This is a genomic window from Ralstonia pickettii (assembly GCF_016466415.2).
In the GTDB taxonomy this organism is placed as follows: Bacteria; Pseudomonadota; Gammaproteobacteria; order Burkholderiales; family Burkholderiaceae; genus Ralstonia; species Ralstonia pickettii.
In genome coordinates this window covers 284,755-306,617 of record NZ_CP066772.2, presented here as the reverse complement: position 1 = coordinate 306,617, position 21,863 = coordinate 284,755, and the positions used below count along the sequence as shown (strand labels likewise).

Annotated in this window: 23 protein-coding genes; 7 read left to right on the top strand and 16 right to left on the bottom strand. The window is 65.2% G+C overall.

Annotation, left to right across the window (positions count from 1 at the left end; genetic code table 11):
- Window positions 1–3: 3 nt before the first annotated feature.
- Window positions 4–588 carry a CGNR zinc finger domain-containing protein gene (locus tag RP6297_RS17635; RefSeq protein WP_009240046.1) on the bottom strand — a complete coding sequence of 195 codons (585 nt, stop codon included), beginning with the start codon at window positions 586–588 and terminating at the stop codon, window positions 4–6.
- Window positions 589–737: 149 nt separating this feature from the next.
- Between RP6297_RS17635 and RP6297_RS17630 the strand changes: the two genes are divergently transcribed.
- Together RP6297_RS17630 and RP6297_RS17625 are read left to right on the top strand one after the other, a co-directional pair.
- Entirely contained in the window at window positions 738–1,808 is a 1,071-nt protein-coding gene (locus tag RP6297_RS17630) for an NAD(P)H-dependent flavin oxidoreductase (RefSeq protein ID WP_009240045.1), read from the top strand.
- 173 nt (window positions 1,809–1,981) lie between these two features.
- Window positions 1,982–2,890, top strand: a complete 909-nt coding sequence (locus tag RP6297_RS17625; RefSeq protein WP_009240044.1) for an alpha/beta fold hydrolase — start codon at window positions 1,982–1,984, stop codon at window positions 2,888–2,890.
- A 9-nt stretch (window positions 2,891–2,899) separates the two neighbouring features.
- Here RP6297_RS17625 and RP6297_RS17620 read toward each other — a convergent pair whose 3' ends face one another.
- Entirely contained in the window at window positions 2,900–3,817 is a 918-nt protein-coding gene (locus RP6297_RS17620; RefSeq protein ID WP_009240043.1) for a LysR substrate-binding domain-containing protein, read from the bottom strand.
- A 182-nt stretch (window positions 3,818–3,999) separates the two neighbouring features.
- Between RP6297_RS17620 and RP6297_RS17615 the strand changes: the two genes are divergently transcribed.
- A complete protein-coding gene (locus RP6297_RS17615) occupies window positions 4,000–5,265 on the top strand; it encodes a serine hydrolase domain-containing protein (protein ID WP_009240042.1) in 1,266 nt (421 codons plus the stop codon).
- A gap of 60 nt (window positions 5,266–5,325) precedes the next feature.
- Here the strand turns inward: RP6297_RS17615 and amaB are convergent, their stop codons facing one another.
- From amaB to RP6297_RS17600, 3 genes are all read right to left on the bottom strand, one after another.
- On the bottom strand, window positions 5,326–6,858 hold the full coding sequence (gene amaB / locus RP6297_RS17610; protein ID WP_009240041.1) for an L-piperidine-6-carboxylate dehydrogenase: 1,533 nt from the start codon (window positions 6,856–6,858) through the stop codon (window positions 5,326–5,328).
- A 67-nt stretch (window positions 6,859–6,925) separates the two neighbouring features.
- Window positions 6,926–7,102, bottom strand: coding sequence for a hypothetical protein (locus tag RP6297_RS17605; RefSeq protein WP_009240040.1), 177 nt, complete (start codon window positions 7,100–7,102; stop codon window positions 6,926–6,928).
- Between the two features lie 158 nt (window positions 7,103–7,260).
- Window positions 7,261–7,824, bottom strand: a complete 564-nt coding sequence (locus tag RP6297_RS17600; protein WP_009240039.1) for an AAA family ATPase — start codon at window positions 7,822–7,824, stop codon at window positions 7,261–7,263.
- 220 nt (window positions 7,825–8,044) lie between these two features.
- Here RP6297_RS17600 and RP6297_RS17595 point away from each other — a divergent pair, with 220 nt between their 5' ends.
- The gene (locus RP6297_RS17595; RefSeq protein ID WP_009277076.1) at window positions 8,045–8,581 is read left to right on the top strand and encodes a PadR family transcriptional regulator; all 537 of its coding nucleotides are present in this window, start codon (window positions 8,045–8,047) and stop codon (window positions 8,579–8,581) included.
- Window positions 8,582–8,584: 3 nt separating this feature from the next.
- Here RP6297_RS17595 and RP6297_RS17590 read toward each other — a convergent pair whose 3' ends face one another.
- From RP6297_RS17590 to RP6297_RS17560, 7 genes are all read right to left on the bottom strand, one after another.
- On the bottom strand, window positions 8,585–9,589 hold the full coding sequence (locus RP6297_RS17590; protein ID WP_009240037.1) for an NAD(P)H-dependent flavin oxidoreductase: 1,005 nt from the start codon (window positions 9,587–9,589) through the stop codon (window positions 8,585–8,587).
- 56 nt (window positions 9,590–9,645) lie between these two features.
- The gene (locus RP6297_RS17585) at window positions 9,646–10,089 is read right to left on the bottom strand and encodes a nuclear transport factor 2 family protein (RefSeq protein ID WP_009240036.1); all 444 of its coding nucleotides are present in this window, start codon (window positions 10,087–10,089) and stop codon (window positions 9,646–9,648) included.
- A 105-nt stretch (window positions 10,090–10,194) separates the two neighbouring features.
- Window positions 10,195–10,662 carry a universal stress protein gene (locus RP6297_RS17580; protein WP_009240035.1) on the bottom strand — a complete coding sequence of 156 codons (468 nt, stop codon included), beginning with the start codon at window positions 10,660–10,662 and terminating at the stop codon, window positions 10,195–10,197.
- Window positions 10,663–10,753: 91 nt separating this feature from the next.
- Window positions 10,754–11,653 carry a LysR family transcriptional regulator gene (locus RP6297_RS17575; protein ID WP_009240034.1) on the bottom strand — a complete coding sequence of 300 codons (900 nt, stop codon included), beginning with the start codon at window positions 11,651–11,653 and terminating at the stop codon, window positions 10,754–10,756.
- 25 nt (window positions 11,654–11,678) lie between these two features.
- On the bottom strand, window positions 11,679–11,999 hold the full coding sequence (locus tag RP6297_RS17570; protein ID WP_009240033.1) for an AtuA-related protein: 321 nt from the start codon (window positions 11,997–11,999) through the stop codon (window positions 11,679–11,681).
- Window position 12,000: 1 nt separating this feature from the next.
- Window positions 12,001–13,356 (bottom strand): acyclic terpene utilization AtuA family protein, encoded by a 1,356-nt coding sequence (locus tag RP6297_RS17565; protein WP_009240032.1) that lies wholly within the window; start codon window positions 13,354–13,356, stop codon window positions 12,001–12,003.
- Window positions 13,357–13,360: 4 nt separating this feature from the next.
- Window positions 13,361–14,659: a CitMHS family transporter gene (locus tag RP6297_RS17560; protein WP_009240031.1), complete on the bottom strand. Its 1,299-nt coding sequence runs from the start codon at window positions 14,657–14,659 to the stop codon at window positions 13,361–13,363.
- Between the two features lie 194 nt (window positions 14,660–14,853).
- Between RP6297_RS17560 and RP6297_RS17555 the strand changes: the two genes are divergently transcribed.
- The gene (locus tag RP6297_RS17555) at window positions 14,854–15,402 is read left to right on the top strand and encodes an RBBP9/YdeN family alpha/beta hydrolase (protein WP_009240030.1); all 549 of its coding nucleotides are present in this window, start codon (window positions 14,854–14,856) and stop codon (window positions 15,400–15,402) included.
- On the opposite strand, the gene RP6297_RS17550 is transcribed toward RP6297_RS17555, so the two are convergent.
- Complete coding sequence (locus RP6297_RS17550; RefSeq protein WP_223293310.1) at window positions 15,395–15,805, bottom strand: hypothetical protein; 411 nt, start codon at window positions 15,803–15,805, stop codon at window positions 15,395–15,397. The genes RP6297_RS17555 and RP6297_RS17550 overlap by 8 nt on opposite strands.
- Here RP6297_RS17550 and RP6297_RS17545 point away from each other — a divergent pair.
- Complete coding sequence (locus RP6297_RS17545; protein WP_223293309.1) at window positions 15,737–17,839, top strand: heavy metal translocating P-type ATPase; 2,103 nt, start codon at window positions 15,737–15,739, stop codon at window positions 17,837–17,839. The genes RP6297_RS17550 and RP6297_RS17545 overlap by 69 nt on opposite strands.
- Before the next feature lie 216 nt (window positions 17,840–18,055).
- Here the strand turns inward: RP6297_RS17545 and cadR are convergent, their stop codons facing one another.
- The 3 genes from cadR to leuA form a co-directional block, all read right to left on the bottom strand.
- On the bottom strand, window positions 18,056–18,532 hold the full coding sequence (cadR, locus tag RP6297_RS17540; RefSeq protein ID WP_004631385.1) for a Cd(II)/Pb(II)-responsive transcriptional regulator: 477 nt from the start codon (window positions 18,530–18,532) through the stop codon (window positions 18,056–18,058).
- A gap of 19 nt (window positions 18,533–18,551) precedes the next feature.
- Window positions 18,552–18,938, bottom strand: a complete 387-nt coding sequence (locus RP6297_RS17535; protein WP_009240028.1) for a four-helix bundle copper-binding protein — start codon at window positions 18,936–18,938, stop codon at window positions 18,552–18,554.
- Between the two features lie 127 nt (window positions 18,939–19,065).
- Window positions 19,066–20,778 (bottom strand): 2-isopropylmalate synthase, encoded by a 1,713-nt coding sequence (leuA, locus tag RP6297_RS17530; RefSeq protein ID WP_009240027.1) that lies wholly within the window; start codon window positions 20,776–20,778, stop codon window positions 19,066–19,068.
- Window positions 20,779–21,404: 626 nt separating this feature from the next.
- Between leuA and RP6297_RS17525 the strand changes: the two genes are divergently transcribed.
- Complete coding sequence (locus RP6297_RS17525; RefSeq protein ID WP_004631388.1) at window positions 21,405–21,863, top strand: (2Fe-2S)-binding protein; 459 nt, start codon at window positions 21,405–21,407, stop codon at window positions 21,861–21,863.

Below are 21,863 nucleotides of genomic sequence, written 5' to 3'. Positions count from 1 at the left end.
CGATCAGCCCTGCTGGCGTTTGCGGTATTCGGCCACCTTATGCCGGTTGCCGCAGACGGCCATGCTGCACCAGCGGCGCTTGTGCGACTTGGTGCGGTCGTAAAACCACAGCGTGCATTCGGGGTGTTCGCACACGCGCACGAGCTGGAAATCGCCTTCGGCGAGCAGATGCGCAGCGGCCTCGGCCAGCGGCGCCAGACATTGCTCGACTGAATCGGTGGGGCGCAGGCGTTTGACATGCGGCGTGCCGTTTTCCCACACCAGCACGGGATGGCTTGGCGCCTGCCGCAGGAACACATTCAGCGCATCGGCGCTGGCTGCACGGCTTGCCTTGCGGGCCTCCACCAAGGCGCGAATCACCTCGCGCAGGTGCCGCGCCACGGCCAGCAGCACGCCAGGCGGGTAGCGGCCTGCCACAGGCTCCGCGAGCCAGCCGGCGCGCACCAGCCAATCGGAGACATCGACGTCGTTCTGCCAGAAATCGTGCGGCTGGCCGTTGACGTTGGCCACGGTGTTGAGCATGTCCAGTACCGGATCGTCGGCAATCAACAGGGGCGCATCGGCGGTGGCGGAAGCGGTGGAGGACATGGTGATCTGCAAGAAAAATCGATAGTGGAATTGTAACCAATTTAACGCGCTATTCCAGTTACTTGTTGCATGCGCGTTCTAACGGATCAATCCGATGAAAAGCTCGCCGCATTACCATGTGTCATCCAAGAAACTCGCCGGAGACGATCATGAGCGCATGGCCCGATGCACGCGTGCTGGAGTTGTTCAACATCGAAGTGCCCATCGTGTTGGGACCGATGGCGGGCGTGGCCGGCGTGGAGCTGGCGATTGCCGTGGCACGGGGCGGGGGCCTCGGTTCGCTGCCGTGCGCGATGCTCAACGTCGAACAGATCCGGCAGCAGGTCGAGCAGTTCCGGGCGGCCGTGCACGGCCCCATCAACCTGAACTTCTTCTGCCATACGCCGCCGCAGCCGGACCCGGAGCGCGATGCCAAATGGCGTGCCCATCTGGCGCCGTACTACGCCGAGTTCGGTATCGATTTGAATGCGCAAGCGCCGGCCGTGAACCGCGCGCCGTTCGACGAAGCGACCTGCGCGCTGGTGGAGGAATTGAAGCCGGAAGTGGTGAGCTTCCACTTCGGCCTGCCTTCGCCGGAATTGCAGGCCCGCGTGAAGGCCACAGGGGCGAAGATCATCTCCGCCGCCACCACGGTGGAAGAGGCGCGCTGGCTGGAAGCGCGCGGCGTAGACGCCATCATCGCCATGGGCAACGAGGCAGGCGGCCATCGCGGCATGTTCCTCGCCAAGACGATCGAATCGCAGGTCGGCACGTTCGCGCTGGTGCCCCAGGTGGCCGATGCGGTGAAGGTGCCGGTCATTGCGGCCGGCGGTATCGGCGATGCGCGCGGTGTGGTGGCGGCGTTGGCGCTGGGGGCATCGGCGGTGCAGATCGGCACGGCCTACATGCTGTCGCCGGAGGCCAAGACATCGGCCATTCATCGCGCGGCGCTCAAGCAGGCTACAGACGCCGACACCGCGCTCACCAACCTGTTTACCGGCCGGCCGGCGCGCGGCATCGTCAACCGGCTGATGCGTGAGATTGGCCCGATGAGCACGTTTGCGCCGGCCTTTCCGACAGCCGGCGGCGCGTTGGCGCCGCTGCGCGCCAAGACGGAGCCGACCGGCTCAGGCGATTTCATCAACCTGTGGTCCGGCCAAGCGGGCCGGCTGGCCACGGAAGACTCGGCCGAAGCCATCACGCGGCGCATTGCCGCCCAGGCGCTCGAGCGGCTCACCTGAGTTTTCCTGCTGCATTGTTTCCCGCGCGGGCACGCCAGACGGCGTGCCCGTTTTGTTTCGCATCTCAAATCGGCATGCGAGCGATGGGAAAATTTCATGTAACTTTAAAAACTGTATTTATGCGGTTACGATGGTTTCGTTGCTCTTTCTCGAAACCCATCCGGAGCCTTGCCATGAACGCCCCTGTCCGAACCGCTGATCTGGCTGTCGATGCGTATGCCCCCACTGCTGTGCGTCATCGCACGGTGGATGTCGAAGGTGTGCGCGTGTTCTACCGAGAGGCGGGCCCAGCCGATGCGCCGACCGTGCTGTTGTTGCACGGCTTTCCGAGCGCATCGCATATGTTCCGCAACCTGATTCCCCAGTTGGCCGGGCGCTATCACGTGGTGGCGCCGGACTTTCCCGGCTTTGGCCTGACGCAGGCGCCGAACGGTTTCCGCTACACGTTCGACAACCTCGCGCATGTGGTGGACGGCTTTACGCAGGCGATGGGCCTGTCGCGGTACGCCATCTATGTGTTCGACTACGGCGCGCCGGTCGGCTGGCGTCTGGCGATGGCGCATCCGGAGCGCATCAGCGCCATCGTTACGCAGAACGGCAACGGCTATGAAGAAGGGTTGGGCGAGGGGCCATGGGCGCCGATCAGGGCGTATTGGAACCACCCGGACGAAGCGCATCGCCGCGCGCTGCATGCGCTCGTGTCAGATGAGATGACGCAGTGGCAATACCTGGATGGCGTGCCGGACCCGACGCGCGTGGCGCCGGATGGCTATCTGCTCGATCAATATTTCCTGATCCGTCCAGGCCAGCTCGATATCCAGATGGATCTGTTCCTGGATTACGCGAGCAACGTGGCGCTGTATCCGGCGCTGCACGCATACTTCCGCGCGCATCGGCCGCCGCTGCTCGCGGTATGGGGGCGCAATGACACCATCTTCATTCCGGCCGGCGCGGAAGCCTTCAAGCGCGACCTGCCGGATGCGGAGATCCACTTTGTCGACAGCGGCCACTTTGCGCTGGAGACGCACCATGCCGAAATTGGTGCACGCATGCTCGATTTTCTTGGCCGTGTGGTGAAGTAACTTACAGCTTCACTTCAACGGTTGCATGGTGGCTTCCGCCGCAAAGCGCTCACGCAGGAACGCCACCAGCGCCTTCACCGAAGGCGGCACGCCTGCACGCGATGGATAGAGTGCGTGCAGGTCGGCCGGCTCGGGTGTCCAGCCGGACAGCACCGTGCGCAGTTGGCCACGGCCAAGCGCCGCATGGCAGCAATGCTGCGGCAGGATGGTGAGGCCCAGGCCAGCGATGGCGGCTTCGCGCAGGGCGATGATGTTGTCGCTGGCAAATCGGGGCCGAATCGGCAGCGACAGCCGATGGCCGCGCGCATCGTGCAGCACCCAATCGCGGCTGCGGGTGAGCGAGCCTTGCCCCAGGCAGGGGAAATCTTCCAGCGCGGCGGGCGTGTCGGGCTCCCCCACACGCGCAATCAACGCGGGGCTGGCCACCAGCACGCGCGGCGAGACCACCAGATGCCGCGCCACCACATCGCGCGAGGGCAGCGGCCCCGTGGCCGCGCGGATCGCCACGTCAATGCGTTGCTCGATCAGGTCGACATAGGTGTTGGACAAGTCCAGCTCAATGCGCAGCTTCGGATGCGCATGGGCAAACTCGGCCAGCCAGCCTGCCACCAGCGTTTCTGCCAGCAACGGCGACGTGCCGACGCGCAGCACACCGGCCGGTTCGCTGCGCGCGGCCCCGGCCAGCGCTTCAATGGCTGCCGACGCATCGGCCATATCGCGCGCATGCCGATACACCGCTTCGCCCACCGGCGTGACGGCTACGCGATGGCTTGAGCGCTGCAGCAGCCGCGTGCCGAGCTGTACCTCCAATTCCGCAATGCGACGGCTCAGGCGTGACTTGGGGATGCCCGTGGCGCGTTCCGCTGCGGAAAAGCCGCCGGCTTCCACCACGCGCGTGAAGAGGTACAGGTCGTCGAAGCGCTTCATATCGGGACGGGGTTGCGGTCGAACTGCATTGAAGCACAGGCGCCGGCAGGGCACGCTCGCGGGCAACAGATCAGCGCTGTACAGTGTCGCTGGGTGGGTCTGCGCGCGTCGGAATGCCGCGCAGGCCGGATCGGGGTCTGGCACGCCTGCGCCTCGCGCGGGCATCAATGCAAGGAGAAAGCATGGACAGGCAAGGCATGCAAACGCAGGGGATGTCCCACGAGCGGCTCGAACGGGTCGAGCGCTTTATCGATGACGCCTACATTGCCACCGGCAAGCTGCCCGGCGCGCTGGTCCAGGTGTGGCGGCGGGGCGAGCTGGCCTTGAACTCCGTGCTGGGCCTGGCCGACCGAGAACGTCAGGTGCCGCTGGCCGAAGATTCGATCTTCCGCATCTACTCCATGACGAAGCCGATCACGTCGGTGGCGTTCATGATGCTGGTAGAGGAATGCAAGGTCGCGCTGGACGATCCGGTCAGCAAATTCATCCCCGCGTGGGCAAACCTGGGCGTGCACGCTGGCGGTTTCATGGAGGGCTTCCAGTCCCATCCGGTCAAGCGCCCCATGCGCATGGTCGACCTGCTGCGCCACACCTCCGGCCTGACCTACGGTTTTCACCAGAACACGAATGTCGACGCCGCGTACCGCCGGCTGAAGCTGGGCGACATCGCGACCGATGGCACGCTCGACGAGATGATCGAAAAGCTGGCCGGCGTGCCGCTGGAGTTCTCGCCCGGTGAGGCTTGGAACTACTCCGTTTCCACCGACGTGCTCGGCTACCTCGTCGGCAAGATCAGCGGCATGCCGTTCGAGACCTTCCTGAAGGAACGGATTTTCGATCCGCTGGGCATGGTCGATACCGCCTTCCATGTGCCGGAGGAGAAAGCATCGCGCTTCTGCGCGTGCTATGCCGTGGGCGCGCTGGGCTCGAAGGCGGTGTCTGAACGTGGACCGGTCTTGCAGGACGATCCGCGCACCAGCCCCTACCTGAAGCCGCCCAGCTTCATCTCAGGCGGCGGCGGTCTGGTTTCCACGGCGGCGGACTACCTGCGTTTTTCGCGCATGCTGCTGCAGGGCGGCGAGCTGGATGGCGCGCGCCTGCTGGCGCCGAAAACGCTGGCGCTGATGACCGCCAACCACCTGCCGGGCGGGCGCGACATGTCCAGCCTGTCGTCACCTTCGATGTTTAGCGAGGCCGCGTATGACGGCGTCGGATTCGGACTGGGGTTCGCGACCACGATCTCGCAAGCCGCCACGTTGATTCCCGGCAGCACGGGCGACTTCTTCTGGGGCGGCGCGGCCGGCACCTTCTTCTGGGTGGATCCGCAGGAGGATCTGATCGGCCTGTTCCTGACACAGGTGCTGCCTTCGTCCGCCTACCCCGTGCGCCGGCAATTGCGCACGCTGGTCTACAGCGCGATCACGGATGTGGGCGGCGTGGCGCGTTGAGCATCAGGGCGGCGGAGCATCTGGCGCCGCCGCCCGAACATCACGTCGATCGGGCGCTGATCAAACGTCGAACCGGACGCCCTGCGCCAGCGGCAGCGCGCCGCTGTAGTTGACCGTGTTCGTGGCGCGGCGCATGTAGCCCTTCCACGCGTCCGAGCCGGATTCCCGGCCGCCGCCTGTTTCCTTCTCGCCGCCGAATGCGCCGCCGATTTCGGCGCCCGACGTGCCGATGTTGACGTTGGCGATGCCGCAGTCGCTGCCCGCCGACGACATAAAGCGCTCGGCATCGCTCAGGTTTGCCGTGAAGATCGCCGAGGACAGGCCCTGCGGTACGCCGTTCTGGATGGCGATCGCCTGCTCGGTGTCGCCGTCGTACGTCACGACATAGAGGATCGGCGCGAAGGTCTCGGTTTCCATCACCTTCGTCGGCTTCGGCATCTTGACCAGCGCAGGACGGACATACCAGGCGTCGGCGCCGAGGTCTTCTCGCACGCGCTCGCCGCCCAGCACTTCGCCACCTTCGGCGCGGGCCTGCGCGAGTGCCTGCTGCATGCCGTCGAAGGCGGCCTGGTCGATCAGCGGGCCGACCAGCGTGCCGTCAGCCAGCGGGTCGCCAATGGCGATGCTCTGGTAGATCTTTTCCAGGCGAGCCAGCAGCGTATCGGCCACCGAGCGGTGCACGATCAAACGCCGCAGCGAGGTGCAGCGTTGGCCTGCAGTGCCGACGGCGGCAAACGTGATGGCGCGCGCGGCCAGTTCCAGATCCGCCGACGGCGTGACGATCATCGCGTTGTTGCCGCCCAGCTCCAGGATCGAGCGGCCGAAGCGCTCTGCCACCTTCACGCCCACTTGGCGGCCCATGCGCGTCGAGCCCGTGGCGCTGACCACCGGCACCAGGTGGCTGGCCACCAGCGCTTCGCCCACGTCGCGCCCGCCAATCAGCAGTTGGCTCAGTCCGGCAGGAATGGCGCCCGGCTTCTCTGCATTGAACGCGTCGACTACCTGCTGCATCAGGTGCTGACAAGCGATGGCGGTGAGCGGCGTTTTCTCCGACGGCTTCCACACGATGGCGTTGCCGCACACCAGGGCGAGCGCGGCGTTCCACGACCACACCGCCACCGGGAAGTTGAACGCCGAAATGATGCCCACCACGCCCATCGGATGCCACGTCTCCATCATCCGGTGCCCGGGGCGCTCGCTGGCGATGGTCAGGCCATGCAGTTGCCGCGACAGGCCGACGGCAAAGTCGCAGATGTCGATCATCTCCTGCACTTCGCCCAGGCCTTCGGAGGTGATCTTGCCGGCTTCCAGCGAGACCAGTTCGCCCAGCGCCGCCTTGTGCGTGCGCAGGACTTCGCCCAAGCGGCGCACGAGTTCGCCGCGCACGGGTGCCGGCACGATGCGCCATGCCAGATACGCCAGATGCGCGCTCTGGATGGCCGCCTCGGCCTCGGTGGCGGTGTGTGATTTCACGGTTGCCAATACCGTGCCATCGCGCGGGGCGCGGCTCGTCCAGTCCGTGCCTTCATAGGCCTTCAGGTCCAGGCCGAGGGACTTCAGTACGGTCTGCAATCGTGTTCGGGAATCTGACATGGCGTGAATCCTTGCTCTTCTCTCGTGTTCAATCGAAAAACTGTTGCGATGCGGTGGTGCGTAAGGCTCAACGCTCGACGATGCGGTTCCAGCGCTTGCTCCACTCGGGGCGCTCGGCGTTGATCACGTCCCAGTCCAGCGCAACGGCCGTCTTCAGGATGGAGTTCATCTTGTTCTGCTCTTCTGCCGCCTTGCCCTTGAGCGGGGCCTTGGGGTTGACTGGATTGTAGGAGCCGTTTTCCATGGCGAGCGCCTGATCGCGATCTTCCCGGACCGCCCGAATACGACAGAAACGGTGTGCGGCTGTGTGAGCCGCGAAAATATTCCGGTGTCAGGGGCCGCTCTACCGTTCCGTCGTCGCTGGAGGGTCGAGCTTTTTGTACGGACATTCGACACGCGTTTTCATGCAGCCTCGCCCGCTCTGAGCCGGCGCACGTGAGCAAGAATGAATGCAACGCGCCGTTCTACCGATACCTTGGGAAGTACGCATGTTGTGTAGCCCTCGTCCACGTAGGCCAGCACGGTCGGCTCGAACGAGCGAGCAGCGCGCGCAAATGGCGCACGTCGCCATTGATCGCAAACGTAAATCTCTGGCCAAGGCTCCGCCACGAACACGGTGTTTGCATAGCGTCGCGCTTGCGATGCCTCAACGTATGCGGGATTTCTGTCGAGGCTTAGTCGCTTCATGTGCGCTATGCGTTCCGGCATGCCGCGATCAAAGAACACCGGTGGTGGCAGGGACTTCGCCGCCTCACACGCCCTGATGTTTCGCTCCATCACTGCGTTCATGAACGCCTGCAGGTCGGTGCCCGGAAGGCGCGTTCCATCGGAGCTTTCCTGTTCCTGAACGATTGAGAGCGCGGCCTCGGGCATGACTGAAATGCCCCGTTCGCCCAGCGCGTTCAAAAGAGTCGACTTGCCAGCACCAGAAGCGCCGGTGATGACATAGAACTTCTCGCAACTCATCAAAGGCTCATGCTCCGGGTTTCGCTAATCGGCATTAGCTCGGCAACTCGCATAGCTCAATCTTCGTTGCGGGAGCCCTGAACGAGCCCGATGCCGTTGAACAAGTTCGTGGCAATCATCGATGGTATTGCCAAGAAACACCTTGATTCCGTGGGAAAAAATCTTCCACGCAGCGGGTATTCTGCATTTAGAATCAACGGCTTATATAAAAAATCCCATCATGTCCATCCAACACGCGCTGCTGACATCCCTGCTGGAAAAGCCCTCGTCGGGCTACGAGCTTGCCCGACGCTTTGACAAGTCGATGGGTTATTTCTGGAGCGCCACGCATCAGCAGATCTACCGCGAACTCGGGCGCATGGCCGAAGCCGGCTGGGTGAGCGTGGAGGAAGAGGAAGACAGCCGCAAGAAGACCTACACCGTGCTGCCGCCGGGCCGCGACGAACTCGCGCGCTGGGTGCTGGAGCCGACCGTGTCGTCGGACAACCGCGAAGAAGTGCTGGTGAAGCTGCGCGCCGACGCAGTGATCGGCCCGCTCGGTTTTGCGGAAGAGATGCAGCGCCTGATCGAGCAGCACCGCACGCGGCTGAATACGTTCCGCGAGATCGAACAGCGCGATTTTGCCCGGGCTGATCTCACGCGTGCGCAGCAGCTGCAGCACGCGGTGCTTCAGCGCGGCATCGTTTACGAAGAAGGCTGGCTCGCGTGGGCAGACGATGTGCTGCCGTTGCTGGAGCCAGCCTCAGTGACCGCTTAAGCCTTAAGCCGTCGCCCTACTATCGGCCGCGGTGCGCAGCGCTTCGATGTTGTTCAGGCGCCGGCGTGCCACCTCGAACTCCTCGGCAAAGCGCTTGACGAGTTCCGCCGCCGGCACCACGCGCTTGACCGCGCCAACGCCCTGGCCGGCGCCCCAGATGTCTTTCCACGCCTTGGCCTTTGCGCCGCCGCCCGAGCCGAAGTTCATCTTGCTCGGGTCCGATTCCGGCAGCGCGTCCGGGTCCAGGCCGGCGCCTTCGATGCTCTTGCGCAGGTAGTTGCCGTGCACGCCGGTGAACAGGTTCGTGTAGACGATATCGCTGGCGGTGCTTTCCACGATCGCTTGCTTGTAGCCCTCGATCGCATTCGCTTCTTCGGTGGCGATGAACGCGGAGCCGACATAGGCCAGATCAGCGCCGGCTGCCAGCGCCGCCAGGATGGCGTTGCCGTTGGCGATGGCGCCCGACAGCAGCAACGGGCCATCGAACCATTCGCGAATTTCGTGGATCAGCGCAAACGGCGACGTTGTGCCCGCATGACCGCCTGCGCCCGCCGCCACGGCGATCAGGCCATCCGCGCCTTTCTCGATCGCCTTCTTGGCGAACTTATTGTTGATGACGTCGTGCAGCACGATGCCGCCATAGCTGTGCACCGCTTGGTTCACGTCTTCACGCGCGCCCAGCGACGTGATGACGATGGGCACCTTGTACTTCACGCACAGCTCCAGGTCGTGCTCCAGGCGGTCGTTCGACTTGTGCACGATCTGGTTGACGGCAAATGGCGCCGACGGCTTGTCGGGGTGCTGGGCGTCGTATTCGGCCAGCTCCGTGGTGATGCGCTGCAGCCAGGTCTCCAGCAGCTCGGCCGGCCGCGCATTGAGCGCCGGGAACGAGCCGACCACGCCCGCCTTGCACTGCGCGATCACGAGGTCGGGGTTGGAAATGATGAACAGTGGCGAGCCCACCACGGGCACGGACAGGCGGTTTTGCAGGATCGGGGGCAGCGACATGGCAGTCTCCGTTGGAATCGTTATGGAATAAGGGAACGTAGGGAGGGGGGAGCGGGTCAGGCTTCGGCCTTGAGCAGCGCGATCTTGTCGCCCAATTTGGCACCCATGGCCGCGCCGAGTGCCTGCAGGCCGGTGGCCGGGCGCACCATGACTTCAAACTCGACGATCTTGCCTTCAGCGTTAAAGCGCACCATGTCGATGCCCTTGAGGGCCTTGCCGCTCACGTTGGCACTGAATTCGAGCACCACGCTGGCGCCGTCGCCGGTGACGAAGCTGCGGTGGTATTTGAAGTCTTCAAAGACGGTGTTGACGGTGCGAAGCACCAGCGTGGTCGCCGTGCGGCCCGGGTAAGGCGTGTGCGCCACGGGTGAGCGGAAGACCACTTCATCGGCGAACAGCCGGTCGAGATCGTCCATGTTGCCGCTCTCGAGCATGGCATGCCAGGCCTCGAGCGTGGCCTGCGCGGGCGCGTTCAGTGTCTGGGGAATCGGCTGCGGCATGCGGGCTCCTGAGCAGAAAGTGCAACGGATTGCATCAACGTGGGACGCAACATAGCACAGTCAACTTTTTCTATGCAACAGGTTGCATAGTGGGGCTATTCGACTTCAGCCGGCTGCATGCTGAGGGTGCTGTGCGCGTACCACGATAACGGTGCGGTGCGACAGGCGCGTCGTTCGCTCGGCCACACTGCCCAGTAGCAGGCGCGCGAGCCCGTGCTTGCCTTGCGACCCTACAACGATGGTGTCGGCCTGCCAGCGTTCGGCTTCGTGCTCGAGCGCGTTGCCGATATCGTCATCGGTGGCGTCGAGCATCAGCACGCCGGTTTCGGCGGGGGTGCCGTCGGCGTCGAACTGGCGCTGCAATTCGACCAGCGATGCGCTGGCTGTGCGGTGTGCTTCTTCGCGCAGTTTGTCGACGCTATAGATTTCGCGCGACTCAGGCATGGCAGGCGAACCGATCGCCCAGACGACCCGGACGCGGCCGTTGAAAGCGCGGGCAAGGGCGGCTGCTTCCTCGACCGCCAAGTGGGCTTCATGGGTGCCGTCGAAAGCGGCAAGAATGCGCTGATGCATGGGGCGCTCCGCAGAATCGGAATGGGATGCCTCACTGTAGCAGCGCAGGTGGGCGATGCCGCACCCCCGGATGTGCCCGGGTTGCGCGCCGTCAAACTGGCGCCGCCGCGCGCGCCGGGTGCGCCAGCAGCAAGTCCAGCAACCCTTGCGCCGCCACGGAAAGGCTGCGCCCGTCGCGCCGGATGACATACAGCGTGCGCACCAGCCCCGGCAGGGGCAGCGGTCGCACCACCAGCTCCGGCAGACGGAACTGGAACAGCGCCAGCGCAGGAATGACGGTGATGCCCAGGTTGGCCGCCACCAGCGCCGCCGCCGTGGCCAGATGTTCGACTTCCATGCCGCTGCGCAGCTTCGTTGGATGCAGCGCCGCATCGAGGTACTGCCGGATGCTCGTGTTGCGCGCAAGGTGGATGAACGGCGTATCGACAAGATCGCCCACGGCCAGCGCCGGCTTGCGCGAAAGCGGGTGCTCCTGATGGCAGACGAGGTGGAAGTCGTCGGTGCAGAACGGCTGGGCGGCCAGGCCTGCCATGTCGGCGCCCATGGCCGCGATGGCGAAGTCCGCCGCCCCGCGCCGGACCATGTCGATGCATGAGTCCGACAGTTGATCGTGCAGCGCCAGTTGAATGCCCGGATGCTCTGCAGAGAATGTGGCCAGCACGCCAGGCAGAATCCCCGCCGCGATCGACGGCAGCGCGGCCACCGTCACGCGTCCGGTGCGTGCCGCGGCGCGATCGCGCAGCTCGGAGAACGTCGCCTCGAAATCGGCCAGCAGGCGCAGCGCCGATTCCGCAAAGGCTTCGCCCTCGGGGGTCAGTTCAACATGGCGCGTATTGCGGTCGAACAGGCGCACGCCGGCATCGGCCTCCAGGTTCTGGATCAGCGCGCTGAAGGCCGATTGCGACAGGTGACACGTCTCTGCCGCCTGCGTGAAGTTCTTGTGCTCGCGCAGCGCGGCAAAGGCGCGGAGCTGCTTGACGGAGAGGTTCATGGCGATGCCGGGCGGGTGCGCCAGCTTAGCCTGGAATCTCGAGCGTGAGCAGTGCGCTGGACAGCGACTTGCCATGCGCATCCAGCGCCAGCGAGCGCGTCACGCCGCCGGCCAGGGCGCCGTGGAGTACGAAGTTGAGCGCGCCAAGCTGCGGCAGCACGTAGCGTTCGACCTCGCCGCAAACGAGTTCAGCGAAATGCGCGCGCACGCGTTCTGCCGTGACGTGCTGCTCAAGCAAGGCAAATTCTTCCGCACATTCCGGACGGAGCGCGATGACGGAGATGCATGAGATGTCGCCCTTGTCGCCGGCGCGGGTGTGGGCGAGGTCGCGGAGGGTGCGGGGCATGTCAGCTCTCCAGGATGTGCACGGCGTGCGGCGCGAGTTCAGCAGGAATCAACGTCGATGCCACGGCGATGATCTCGCGCGCGCTCTTGGTCGCCCCGCCGCCGCCCGACGGGCCGCACGTTAGCAAGGTTTCCACTTCGTTGCCGACGCGCACGGCTTCGGCCATCGATTCGGTGCGCGCGGCCACGCGCACGCGCACTTCATACGGTTCGGCATCGGCGCGGGAAAGGGCTGCGCCGTGCAGCGCATTCACGCCGATCAGCTCAAAGCGCGTTTCCGTCATCTGCACGCCGGTGAGCGCCAACCGCTCGCGCACGATGTCGAGCGCCAGCTTGCCGCGCGCCACCGCGTTGGGGCCGGCATAGCTGATCTGGCCTTCGCCGATATAGCTGTCGAGATAGCCGATCGAGACCTTCAACTGGCCCGTGCGCGGTGTGCCGGTGGCCCCTTCAATGACAACGCGGTCTTTGCCGTCGGCGTGCATGCGCACGTTGGAGAAGTCCGCCACCACATCCGGCGTGAGGTAGCGCGCCGGGTCGTGGATCTCGTACAGCAACTGCTCCTTGCACGTGGCTTCGGTGACAAGGCCACCGGCCGTGGCGACCTTGGTGATGCGCACCGAGCCGTCTTCGCCCACCTCGCCAATCGGGAAGCCCAGACGAGCGAGTGCCGGTACGTCCTTGATGCCGGGGTCGGCAAAGTAGCCGCCGGTGATTTGTCCGGCGCATTCGAGCAGGTGCCCGGCGAGCGTGCCGCAGCCCAGGCGGTGCCAGTCGTCCATGCGCCATCCAAACGCATGGACGAGCGGCCCAAGCGCCAGCGCCGGATCGGCCACGCGCCCGGTGATGACGACGTCCGCGCCTTGCGCCAGCGCATCGACAATGCCCTGCGCGCCGAGGTACGCATTGGCCGACACCATACGTGCCTGCAGCGATGCCACTGGCGCGCCGCCATCCATCAGCGTGAAGTCGTGGCCGCGGGCCTGCAGCAGATCGAACACATCGTCGCCCGTCACGGCCGCCACGCGCAGCTTGAGCCCCAGCTCGCGGGCGATGTCGAGTGTGCGTTCGGCCGCCGCCTGCGGGTTGGCCGCGCCCATGTTCGTGACGATGCGGATGCCGCGCGCCGCGCAGGCCGGCAGTACTGCCCGCATGCGCGCTTCGAGCAGCGGGTCGTAGCCATGCGACGGGTCTTTGCGGCGCACCTGCTGTGCGAGCGCGATGGTGCGCTCGGCCAGGCATTCGAACATCAGCACGTCGATGTCGCCGTGCTCTGCCAGTTCCAGCGCCGGTTCGATGCGGTCGCCTGAATAACCGGCGCCGCCGCCGATGCGCAGTGTTTTCAACGCAGTCTTCATGCCATCACCAGGGAAGCACGCCCAGCACCACGGCCACTGCGGTCATCAGTAGCGAGGCACCGAACAGGAAGGGGATCGAGAATTTCTGGTGGTCGGCCAGCTCGATGCCGCACAGGCCCACCACGAGGAACGTCGCCGGTGTGAGCGGGCTGACCGGGAAGCCGGTGGTCATCTGGCCGAGCACGGCCGCCTGTGCCACATGCACCGGCGCAACGCCCAGCATCTTCGACGCTTCGGCCACGACGGGCAGTACACCGAAGTAGAACGAATCCGGATCGAACAGCAGCGACAGCGGCATCGACAGCACGCCCAGCACCACCGGGATGTGGTGCGCCATGCCGGGCGGAATGAAATCGACCGCCGTCTTCGCCATTGCGGTGAGCATGCCGGACTTGCTCATGATGCCGGTGAACACGCCTGCCGCCAGCAGGATGCTCGCCATCATCAGCGCGGCCTTGGCGTGGGCGTCCACGCGCTGGCGTTGCTGATCGACGTTCGGGTAGTTGATCAGCAGCGCGGCCACCACGCCCAGCATGAACATCACCACCGGGTCGACCTTGCCGCTCACCATCACGCCCATCACCACGACGGTGAGGATGAGGTTGATCCAGAAATTGCGCGGGCGGCGCAGCGCCTGCTCTGCATCCGTCACGGGGCGCGCGACGACCTGCGTGCCGCCGGCGTGGTTGGCCAGGCCCAGGCGCTTCTCTTCACGCTTGCCCAGCAGCCATGCGCACGCGAACACGAAAACGAGCCCGGCAATCTGCACCGGGATCAGCGGGTTGAAGATGTCCGTGACCGGCATATGCAGCGAGGCCGAGGCGCGGATCATCGGCCCCGTCCACGGCAGGAAGTTCACGCCGCACGCCATCGACGTCACGCACGCCAGGATGCGGCGGTCCATGCCGAGGCGGTCATACAGCGGCAGCATGGCCGGAATGGTGATGAGGAACGCCACCGCGCCCGAGCCGTCCAGGTGGATCAGCAGCGCCAGCAGGGCAGAACCCACCACGATGCGCGGCGGACGGCTGCCCACGGTGCGCAGGATGCGGTCGATGATCGGGTCCAGCATGCCGGCGTCGGTCACGATGCCGAAGTACAGGATGGCGAAGATGAACATCCCCGCCACGGGCGCGACGTCTTTGATGCCGCCGATGATGAATTTGCTGGTGTTCAGCCCGAAGCCGCCTACGAGCGCGGCGATGACGGGTATGGCGATGAGCGCGACCAGCGGCGACATGCGTTTGGTCAGGATGACGACAAACAGCGCGACGATGGTCAACAGCCCGAGCAGTGCGAGCATGGTCTCCTCCGAGTGTTGGATTCGGAATCCCTGTTGGCGGGATTTATGAGCGACTGTAGAAGCGCGTCATCTGCCTGTGAAACAGAACATTTGGATGGATTGAGCGGATTTGTCGATGAGTGGCGCCGACGCCGCCCACGAAATCCCGGCAAAATGTCGCGCATCTCAACTCACCATCCGCTGCGGGAGACATCGTGAGCGCCACCCCCACCGTCTTGATCCTCCCCGGCTGGCAGAACTCTGGCCCAGAGCATTGGCAATCGCGCTGGGAACGCCTGCATGGTGACCGCCGTGTCGAACAGCGCGATTGGTTGACCCCGAAGCGTGCCAATTGGGTGGCCGCGCTCGAAGCCGAAGTCGGCGCAGCGCCCGGCGATGTCGTTTTGGTGGCGCACAGCCTGGGCTGCGTGCTGACGGCGCATTGGGCGGCCACTTCGGCGCGTGCCGTGCGGGTTCGTGGGGCCTTGCTGGTTGCTCCGCCGCAACTGGATCGCGCCGGCATGCCGCCGGAACTGGCAGACTTCCGGCCGATTCCGCAGCAGCGTTTGCCGTTTCCTGCCGTGCTCGTCTTCAGCACCGACGATCCGTTCAGCGACGCCGCCTGGAGCCACGGTCAAGCCGAAGCGTGGGGTGCGGAGCCCGTGAACCTGGGCGCGCGCGGCCATATCAACGCGGAATCGGGCCTGGGCGACTGGCCGGAAGCCCGTGCCATCGTCGCCAAGTGGATGAAAGACCTTATCTGAAGCAGCGGTATGCGGGGCTTGACCCTGAAGTTTCTTCAGGGTTTTGAATGGAGGCATGAAACCCGATCTCGCCTCCACTCTGCCTGTCCACGACCACGCCAAGCCGGAAGTCTCCGGCTGCGGCGGTTGCTGCGGTCATGCGCAACCGGTCGCAAGGAACGCTGCCCAACCTGCGCATGACCATGGCCACGATCATCACGATCACCACGGTCATGATCATGATCATGGCCACGCGCCGGTAGCCGCGGCCCCCTTCGATGCCCAAGCTCGCGCAGCCGCCACCGGCCGCACCGTCGTGCGCATCGAGCAAATGGATTGCCCGACCGAAGAGCGCATGATCCGCACCAAGCTGGGCAGCGCGGATGGCGTCGTCGCGCTCGATTTCAATTTGCTTGAGCGGCATCTCACCATCCACCACACCGTTGACGATGTGACGCCCTTCCTGGAGGCGCTGCGGGCCATCGGCATGGATGGCGAGGTGCTTGAACAGCGCGAGCGCCTGTCCGCAGCATCTGCGGAGCCCACCCGGATCTCGCGCCGCACGTGGCTGCTCGGTATCGGCGGCGTGACTGCCTTCGGTGCGGAAGCCATCGCCTGGTCGCTGGGCGATCACGCCTGGCCGGTGTTGGCGTTGGCACTGGCTTCCATCGCATTGGCCGGCGGTCCCACGCTGCGCAAGGGCTGGATTGCCGTGCGCGCGCTCACGTTCAATATCAACTTCCTGATGGCGGTGGCCGTCATCGGCGCGCTGCTGATCGGCAAGTGGGCCGAAGCCGCCATGGTGATCTTTCTGTTTGCCGTGGCCGAAGCCATCGAAGCGCGCGCGCTGGTGCGTGCCCGCGATGCCGTACGCGCCCTGACCGCCATCGCGCCGGACACCGCAGAGTTGGCCGATGGCGCAGGCGGCTGGCGCGATGTGGCGGTCGACAGCGTTGTCGTTGGGGCGCGCCTGCGTGTGCGCACCGGCAGCCGCGTGCCGGTCGATGCGCGCATCGTGAGCGGTCGCGCGGCGCTCGACGAATCGCCCGTGACAGGCGAAAGCCTGCCGGTGGAGAAGGCCGTTGGCGACGCCATCCTGGCCGGCACGATCGTCACCGACGGCGTGGTCGAGGCGCAAGCCACGGCGGTGGCTGCGGACAGCACACTGGCGCGTATTGCCGGGGCCATCCAGCAAGCGCAATCGCAGCGGGCGCCCACGCAGCGCTTTGTCGACAAGTTCTCTTCCATCTATACGCCCGCGGTGATGTTGCTGGCGTTGGCGGTTGCCGTCATCGGCTCGCTCGTCACGGCCGACGGTTGGCTGGCGTGGACGTATCGCGCGCTGGTGCTGCTGGTGATCGCGTGCCCGTGCGCGCTCGTGATCTCCACGCCGGTCACGGTCGTCAGTGGACTGGCCGCCGCCGCGCGCCGTGGCATCGTCGTCAAGGGCGGGGTGTATCTGGAAAGCGGCCGGCGCCTACGCGCGCTGGCGCTGGACAAAACCGGCACGCTCACTGCCGGCCGCCCGGTGCTCGATGCGGTGATGTTGCCGGGTGGCGCCCGCCGCGCCATCGCAGCGTTGAACGCCGCAACCGACACGGCGCAATTGCATGCATTGGCAGTGGCTGCAGCGCTGGATGCCAACACCACGCACCCGATTGCCGTGGCCATTGTGCAGGCGGCCGCAGCGCACGGCGCGGTCGATGCGAACTCGGTGCAAGACCTGTCGGTGCTGCCGGGCCGTGGCGTGGCCGGCACGTTCAACGGTGTGCGCTGGCATCTGGGCAACGCGGCGCTCGTCGCAGAGCGTGGCTTCGATACCTCCGACTGGCGTGCCGCTGCGGAGTCACTGCAAGCCGAGGGCATGTCCGCCGTCACGCTCTGCGATGCGAACGGCGCCGTGGCGCTCTTTGGCGTGCGCGACCGCGAGCGGGCCGAAAGCGCCGAGGCCATCGCCGCATTGCGCGCGCTGGACGTGACGCCCGTCATGCTCACCGGCGACGACCGCCGCGCAGCACAGGCCATCGCCAAGACGGTCGGCATCGGCAACGTGCACGCGCAGCAGCTGCCGGCCGACAAGCAACGCGTGGTCGGTGAACTGGCCGCCCAACACGGCTTCGTCGGCATGGTCGGCGACGGCATCAACGACGCCCCGGCGCTGGCGCGCGCCGACATCGGTTTCGCCATGGGCGCCGCCGGTACAGCCACCGCGCTGGAAGCCGCCGATGTTGCCATCATGGACGACGACCCGCGCAAGCTCGCCAGCTTCATCCGCATCAGCCGACGCACGGTGGCCGTGCTGCGCCAGAACATCGTGCTGGCGCTTGGCATCAAGGCGGTGTTTCTGGCGCTGGCCGTGATGGGCGACGCCACGTTGTGGATGGCGATCTTTGCCGATGTGGGTGCGAGCCTGCTGGTGGTGTTCAACGGCCTGCGGGTGATGCGCGTGCGCGCTTGATCTGCCGACGCGCAAGGTCACTCGATCAGCCCGGTTAGACGATGGGGCCGTCAGCCGAGTGGCGGGCGCTTTCGCCGGTAGGAAGCGCCTGCTCCCACGCGATCACGCCGGGGTGGCGTTTCCTATTGCGCTAGGCTGGTACCAGCGTGGAGGCCGAGTCCACCTTGATGTCGTCGGACTGGACCACCGGCGTAGCGTCCACAATCTGCACGTCGCTCAGCGATGCACGCCGCGAATATGCCGGTGCGCGTGTTCGCCCTCGCCATGTTCGTGACTGTGGCCTTGCGGATGGGCGGCGACGGGCTCTTCGTGCAACGACTGCAGCACGCCGCACTCAGCCACGGACGCTGCCGTCGTGCAGCGTTGCCCAATCGCCTCGATCTGGCCCTTGAGATCGGTCAGCTCTGCGATACGCGCTTCAACGTGGCGCAGGTGCTCGTCCAGCAGGTTGTTGATCTCTTCGCACGAGGCCTGCGGGTTGGCCTGCAGTTCGAGCAGACGGCGGATTTCGGTGTGCGCCATGTCGAGCGACCGGCACTTCGCAATGAAGGCCAACTGCTCGACATGCTCCGGGGTGTAGACGCGATAGTTGTTGGCGGCGCGTGCAGCCGGGGGCAGCAGGCCCTGCGCTTCATAGAAGCGGATGGTCTCGATGCTGATGCCCGTGCGCTGGGCGAGTTCGCCAATTTTCATACGCGTTGAAAAAAAAGAATCAGAAGACAGTCGGCTCGGCGGTGATGGCTTCGACGCCGGCGACTTTCAGGCAGGCGTCCAAGCAGGCGCGGCAGGCCGTGGCACAGGCGCTGCAGTGGCCTTGGCCGTGATGATCGCATTCTTCCGCGCATTGGGAACAGATCTCGGCGCAGTCTTCCAGAAGCAGTTCTGCAAATTCGCTGTTGCGCTCCAGGAATTTGCGCGTGAGGGCGCAATATTCGGCGCAGTCCGTGCACACACCGATGCAGCGCGCCATGGCTTCGGCGTGGCCGTTCTTGCCGAATTCCGTCGCGCAGTGAGTGCAAGCGGCCTCGCATGCCTGCAGCGCCTGGATCACACTGGCAAAACGCTTGGCATTCTCTTTCGCGGTCGGACGAGTGGTCATGTCGGTTCTCCTGTGGCAGTGGATGTGCACGCTGGCGCGCTTGTGAAGGGATGAGCCCGGGCGCGGCCCGAGCCTCATCTCTTCAATTTAGCAACTCGCGCTCCACTGTGTGAGCCCGACTTGTGAGTTACACGGCTTCTGCCTCGCTCTTGCCGCTGCGCAGCATGCCGCTACCGGCGCGTGCGATCAAACGATTGACGCCGCCCACCACGGCGCGAATCGACGCCGTTGTCAGGTTGGCATCCACGCCCACGCCGAAGACGCTGCCCGCCACGCCCGGCGCGGCCATTTCTGCAAACGCGATGGCATCGGCATTGGCACCCTGGCCGAGTGCACGCTCCTCGTAGTGATGGATCGACACGGGCGCTGCCAGCACGTGCGACAGCGCATGCACCAGCGCATCGAGCGGCCCGTTGCCGGTGCCTTCGCAGATGTGCTCGCGGTCGGCGATATTGACCACCAGGCGAATATGCTGGCTGCCGTCATCGCGCTCGGTCAGGCGGTGCGATACGTAGCCGATCGCGCCATCGCCGCGCAGATAGGTCTGCTGGAACAACGCCCAGATGTCGGCACCGGTGGCTTCGCGGCCGCTCTGGTCGGTCAGCTCTTGCACGGTGCTGCTGAATTCCACCTGCAGGCGGCGCGGCATGGCCACGCCATAGCCGGATTCCAGCAGATAGGCGATGCCGCCCTTGCCCGACTGGCTGTTCACGCGAATGATCGAGTCATACGTGCGGCCCACGTCGGCGGGGTCGATCGGCAGGTAAGGCATTTCCCACAGCGCATCGGGCTTCTGCACCGCAAAGCCTTTCTTGATCGCATCCTGGTGCGAGCCCGAGAATGCCGTGAACACCAGATCGCCGACGTACGGATGGCGAGGATGCACCGGCAGTTGCGTGCAGTCTTCGCAGGTCCGTGCCACGTCATTGATGTGCGAGAAATCCAGTTCCGGATCCACGCCCTGTGAGTACAGGTTCAACGCAAGCGTGACGAGGTCCACGTTGCCGGTGCGCTCGCCATTGCCGAACAGGCAACCTTCCACGCGATCGGCGCCGGCCATCACGGCCAGCTCAGCGGCTGCCACGGCCGTGCCGCGGTCGTTGTGCGGGTGCACCGAGAGGATGATCGAATCGCGGCGCGCCAGGTTGCGGTGCATCCATTCGATCTGGTCGGCATAGATGTTTGGCGTGGCCATCTCCACCGTGGCAGGCAAATTGAAGATGATCTTGTGTTCGGGCGTCGGCTCCCAGACTTCGGTCACCGCGTTGCACACCTCCAGCGCGAAATCCAGTTCGGTGCCGCTGAAGACTTCCGGGCTGTACTGATACGTCCACTGCGTCTCGGGCATCGTTTCCGCAATCTCGCGGATCAGCTTGGCGCTTTGCACGGCAATGCGCTTGACGCCTTCGCCGTCGGTGTTGAACACCGTGCGGCGGAACACCGGCGCGGTGGCGTTGTAGACGTGGATGATGGCGCGTTTGGCGCCCCGCAGGGATTCCATCGTGCGGCGGATGAGGTCTTCGCGGGCCTGCGTGAGCACTTCGATGGCCACGCCGTCGGGGATGTGTCCGCCCTCGATCAGCTCGCGCACAAAATCAAAATCGGTTTGGGAGGCGGCGGGGAAAGCGGCTTCGATTTCCTTGAAGCCGATCTGCACGAGCATCTTGAACATGCGCATCTTGCGCTCGGCGTTCATCGGCTCGAACAGGGCCTGGTTGCCATCACGCAGGTCCGTGCTCATCCAGATCGGGGCACGGGTGATGGTCTTGTTGGGCCAGGTGCGATCGGCGAGGGCGATGGCGGGGAAGGGGCGGTACTTGGTGGCGGGGTTCTTCAACATGGTGAGTGTGTCCTGTGAGATCGAGATCGGTTTCGTACAACGGGGACGGCCGCGCGGGCGGCGTCCGGGGTGGCCGGAATCGGGTTCGGGATGTGGCGGCCAGACAGCCACGGGCGCGTGGTCTGGCAACCGGTCGGTAGTCGTAGCGAAAGCGGGATCGAGGCGTGCATGAGAGGCTCCAACGATTCGGCGCACAAACTGCGCCACACTCAAGGCCCGTCGCCGCTTACGGCACGGACCGGTCAAACACCGGAACGAGGGGAAAGAGAGGTCTACGCGCTTACACGCGTAGTAGGGAAGCGGATAGCAGACCGCGCACGCACGAGAGGGTGCGGGCAGGAGCGGTACGGAGGGTGGTCTGCTGAGAATGCATCTGGCGATATTGATGGCGCCGCCGGGGTGTTGTCAAGCTGCGTGGGCGGATTCCGGACGGTTTTTTGGGGCAGATGAAACACCAGATTCAGAGCCGACGAAAACGTGTGCAGCCCGCCAGAAGCCATGTGATGTGGGCGCCAGCAGAACCTATCCGAACCTGCTTTAATACACCCCGTCCATGCCGCCAGCCCGCTATATCAAGGGGTTTATAACGGCAAGACTCCCTCACGCCCCACAAGGAGAATCCCACAATGGTCACGTTGAACATCAACGGCAAACCGGTGGAAGTTGATGCCGATCCGTCGACGCCGCTGCTCTGGGCGTTGCGCGACAACCTCGGCCTGACCGGCACGAAATTCGGTTGCGGCGTCGCATCGTGCGGCGCCTGCACGGTGCACCTGAACGGCCAGCCGACGCGCAGCTGCGTGCTGCCGATTTCTGCGGTGGCCGGCCAGCAGATCACCACGTCCGAACACATCGCCGATGACAAAGTCGGCAAGGCCGTGCTCGACGCCTGGGTCAAGCACGACGTGGCGCAATGCGGCTACTGCCAGAGCGGCCAGATGATGAGCGCGGTGGGTTTGCTGCGCACCAAGAAGAAGCCGACCGACGCCGATATCGACAGCGCGATGGCCGGCAATTTGTGCCGCTGCGCGACGTACCAACGCATTCGCGCGGCCATCCACGACGCAGCGAAATCGCTGGCCTGA

Coding starts and splice junctions, on each gene's coding strand:
- RP6297_RS17600 (WP_009240039.1), bottom strand. CDS start 7,824: ATGAGTTGCGAGAAGTTCTATGTCATCACCGGCGCTTCTGGTGCTGGC.
- RP6297_RS17565 (WP_009240032.1), bottom strand. CDS start 13,356: ATGAAGACTGCGTTGAAAACACTGCGCATCGGCGGCGGCGCCGGTTAT.
- RP6297_RS17605 (WP_009240040.1), bottom strand. CDS start 7,102: ATGGAAAACGGCTCCTACAATCCAGTCAACCCCAAGGCCCCGCTCAAG.
- RP6297_RS17620 (WP_009240043.1), bottom strand. CDS start 3,817: ATGAAGCGCTTCGACGACCTGTACCTCTTCACGCGCGTGGTGGAAGCC.
- RP6297_RS17590 (WP_009240037.1), bottom strand. CDS start 9,589: ATGTCGCTGCCCCCGATCCTGCAAAACCGCCTGTCCGTGCCCGTGGTG.
- RP6297_RS17535 (WP_009240028.1), bottom strand. CDS start 18,938: ATGACCACTCGTCCGACCGCGAAAGAGAATGCCAAGCGTTTTGCCAGT.
- RP6297_RS17560 (WP_009240031.1), bottom strand. CDS start 14,659: ATGCTCGCACTGCTCGGGCTGTTGACCATCGTCGCGCTGTTTGTCGTC.
- RP6297_RS17525 (WP_004631388.1), top strand. CDS start 21,405: ATGGTCACGTTGAACATCAACGGCAAACCGGTGGAAGTTGATGCCGAT.
- RP6297_RS17570 (WP_009240033.1), bottom strand. CDS start 11,999: ATGCCCCGCACCCTCCGCGACCTCGCCCACACCCGCGCCGGCGACAAG.
- RP6297_RS17545 (WP_223293309.1), top strand. CDS start 15,737: ATGATCCGCACCAAGCTGGGCAGCGCGGATGGCGTCGTCGCGCTCGAT.
- amaB (WP_009240041.1), bottom strand. CDS start 6,858: ATGTCAGATTCCCGAACACGATTGCAGACCGTACTGAAGTCCCTCGGC.
- RP6297_RS17575 (WP_009240034.1), bottom strand. CDS start 11,653: ATGAACCTCTCCGTCAAGCAGCTCCGCGCCTTTGCCGCGCTGCGCGAG.
- RP6297_RS17585 (WP_009240036.1), bottom strand. CDS start 10,089: ATGCCGCAGCCGATTCCCCAGACACTGAACGCGCCCGCGCAGGCCACG.
- leuA (WP_009240027.1), bottom strand. CDS start 20,778: ATGTTGAAGAACCCCGCCACCAAGTACCGCCCCTTCCCCGCCATCGCC.
- RP6297_RS17630 (WP_009240045.1), top strand. CDS start 738: ATGAGCGCATGGCCCGATGCACGCGTGCTGGAGTTGTTCAACATCGAA.
- RP6297_RS17580 (WP_009240035.1), bottom strand. CDS start 10,662: ATGCATCAGCGCATTCTTGCCGCTTTCGACGGCACCCATGAAGCCCAC.
- RP6297_RS17615 (WP_009240042.1), top strand. CDS start 4,000: ATGGACAGGCAAGGCATGCAAACGCAGGGGATGTCCCACGAGCGGCTC.
- RP6297_RS17625 (WP_009240044.1), top strand. CDS start 1,982: ATGAACGCCCCTGTCCGAACCGCTGATCTGGCTGTCGATGCGTATGCC.
- RP6297_RS17595 (WP_009277076.1), top strand. CDS start 8,045: ATGTCCATCCAACACGCGCTGCTGACATCCCTGCTGGAAAAGCCCTCG.
- RP6297_RS17550 (WP_223293310.1), bottom strand. CDS start 15,805: ATGCCGCTCAAGCAAATTGAAATCGAGCGCGACGACGCCATCCGCGCT.
- RP6297_RS17635 (WP_009240046.1), bottom strand. CDS start 588: ATGTCCTCCACCGCTTCCGCCACCGCCGATGCGCCCCTGTTGATTGCC.
- cadR (WP_004631385.1), bottom strand. CDS start 18,532: ATGAAAATTGGCGAACTCGCCCAGCGCACGGGCATCAGCATCGAGACC.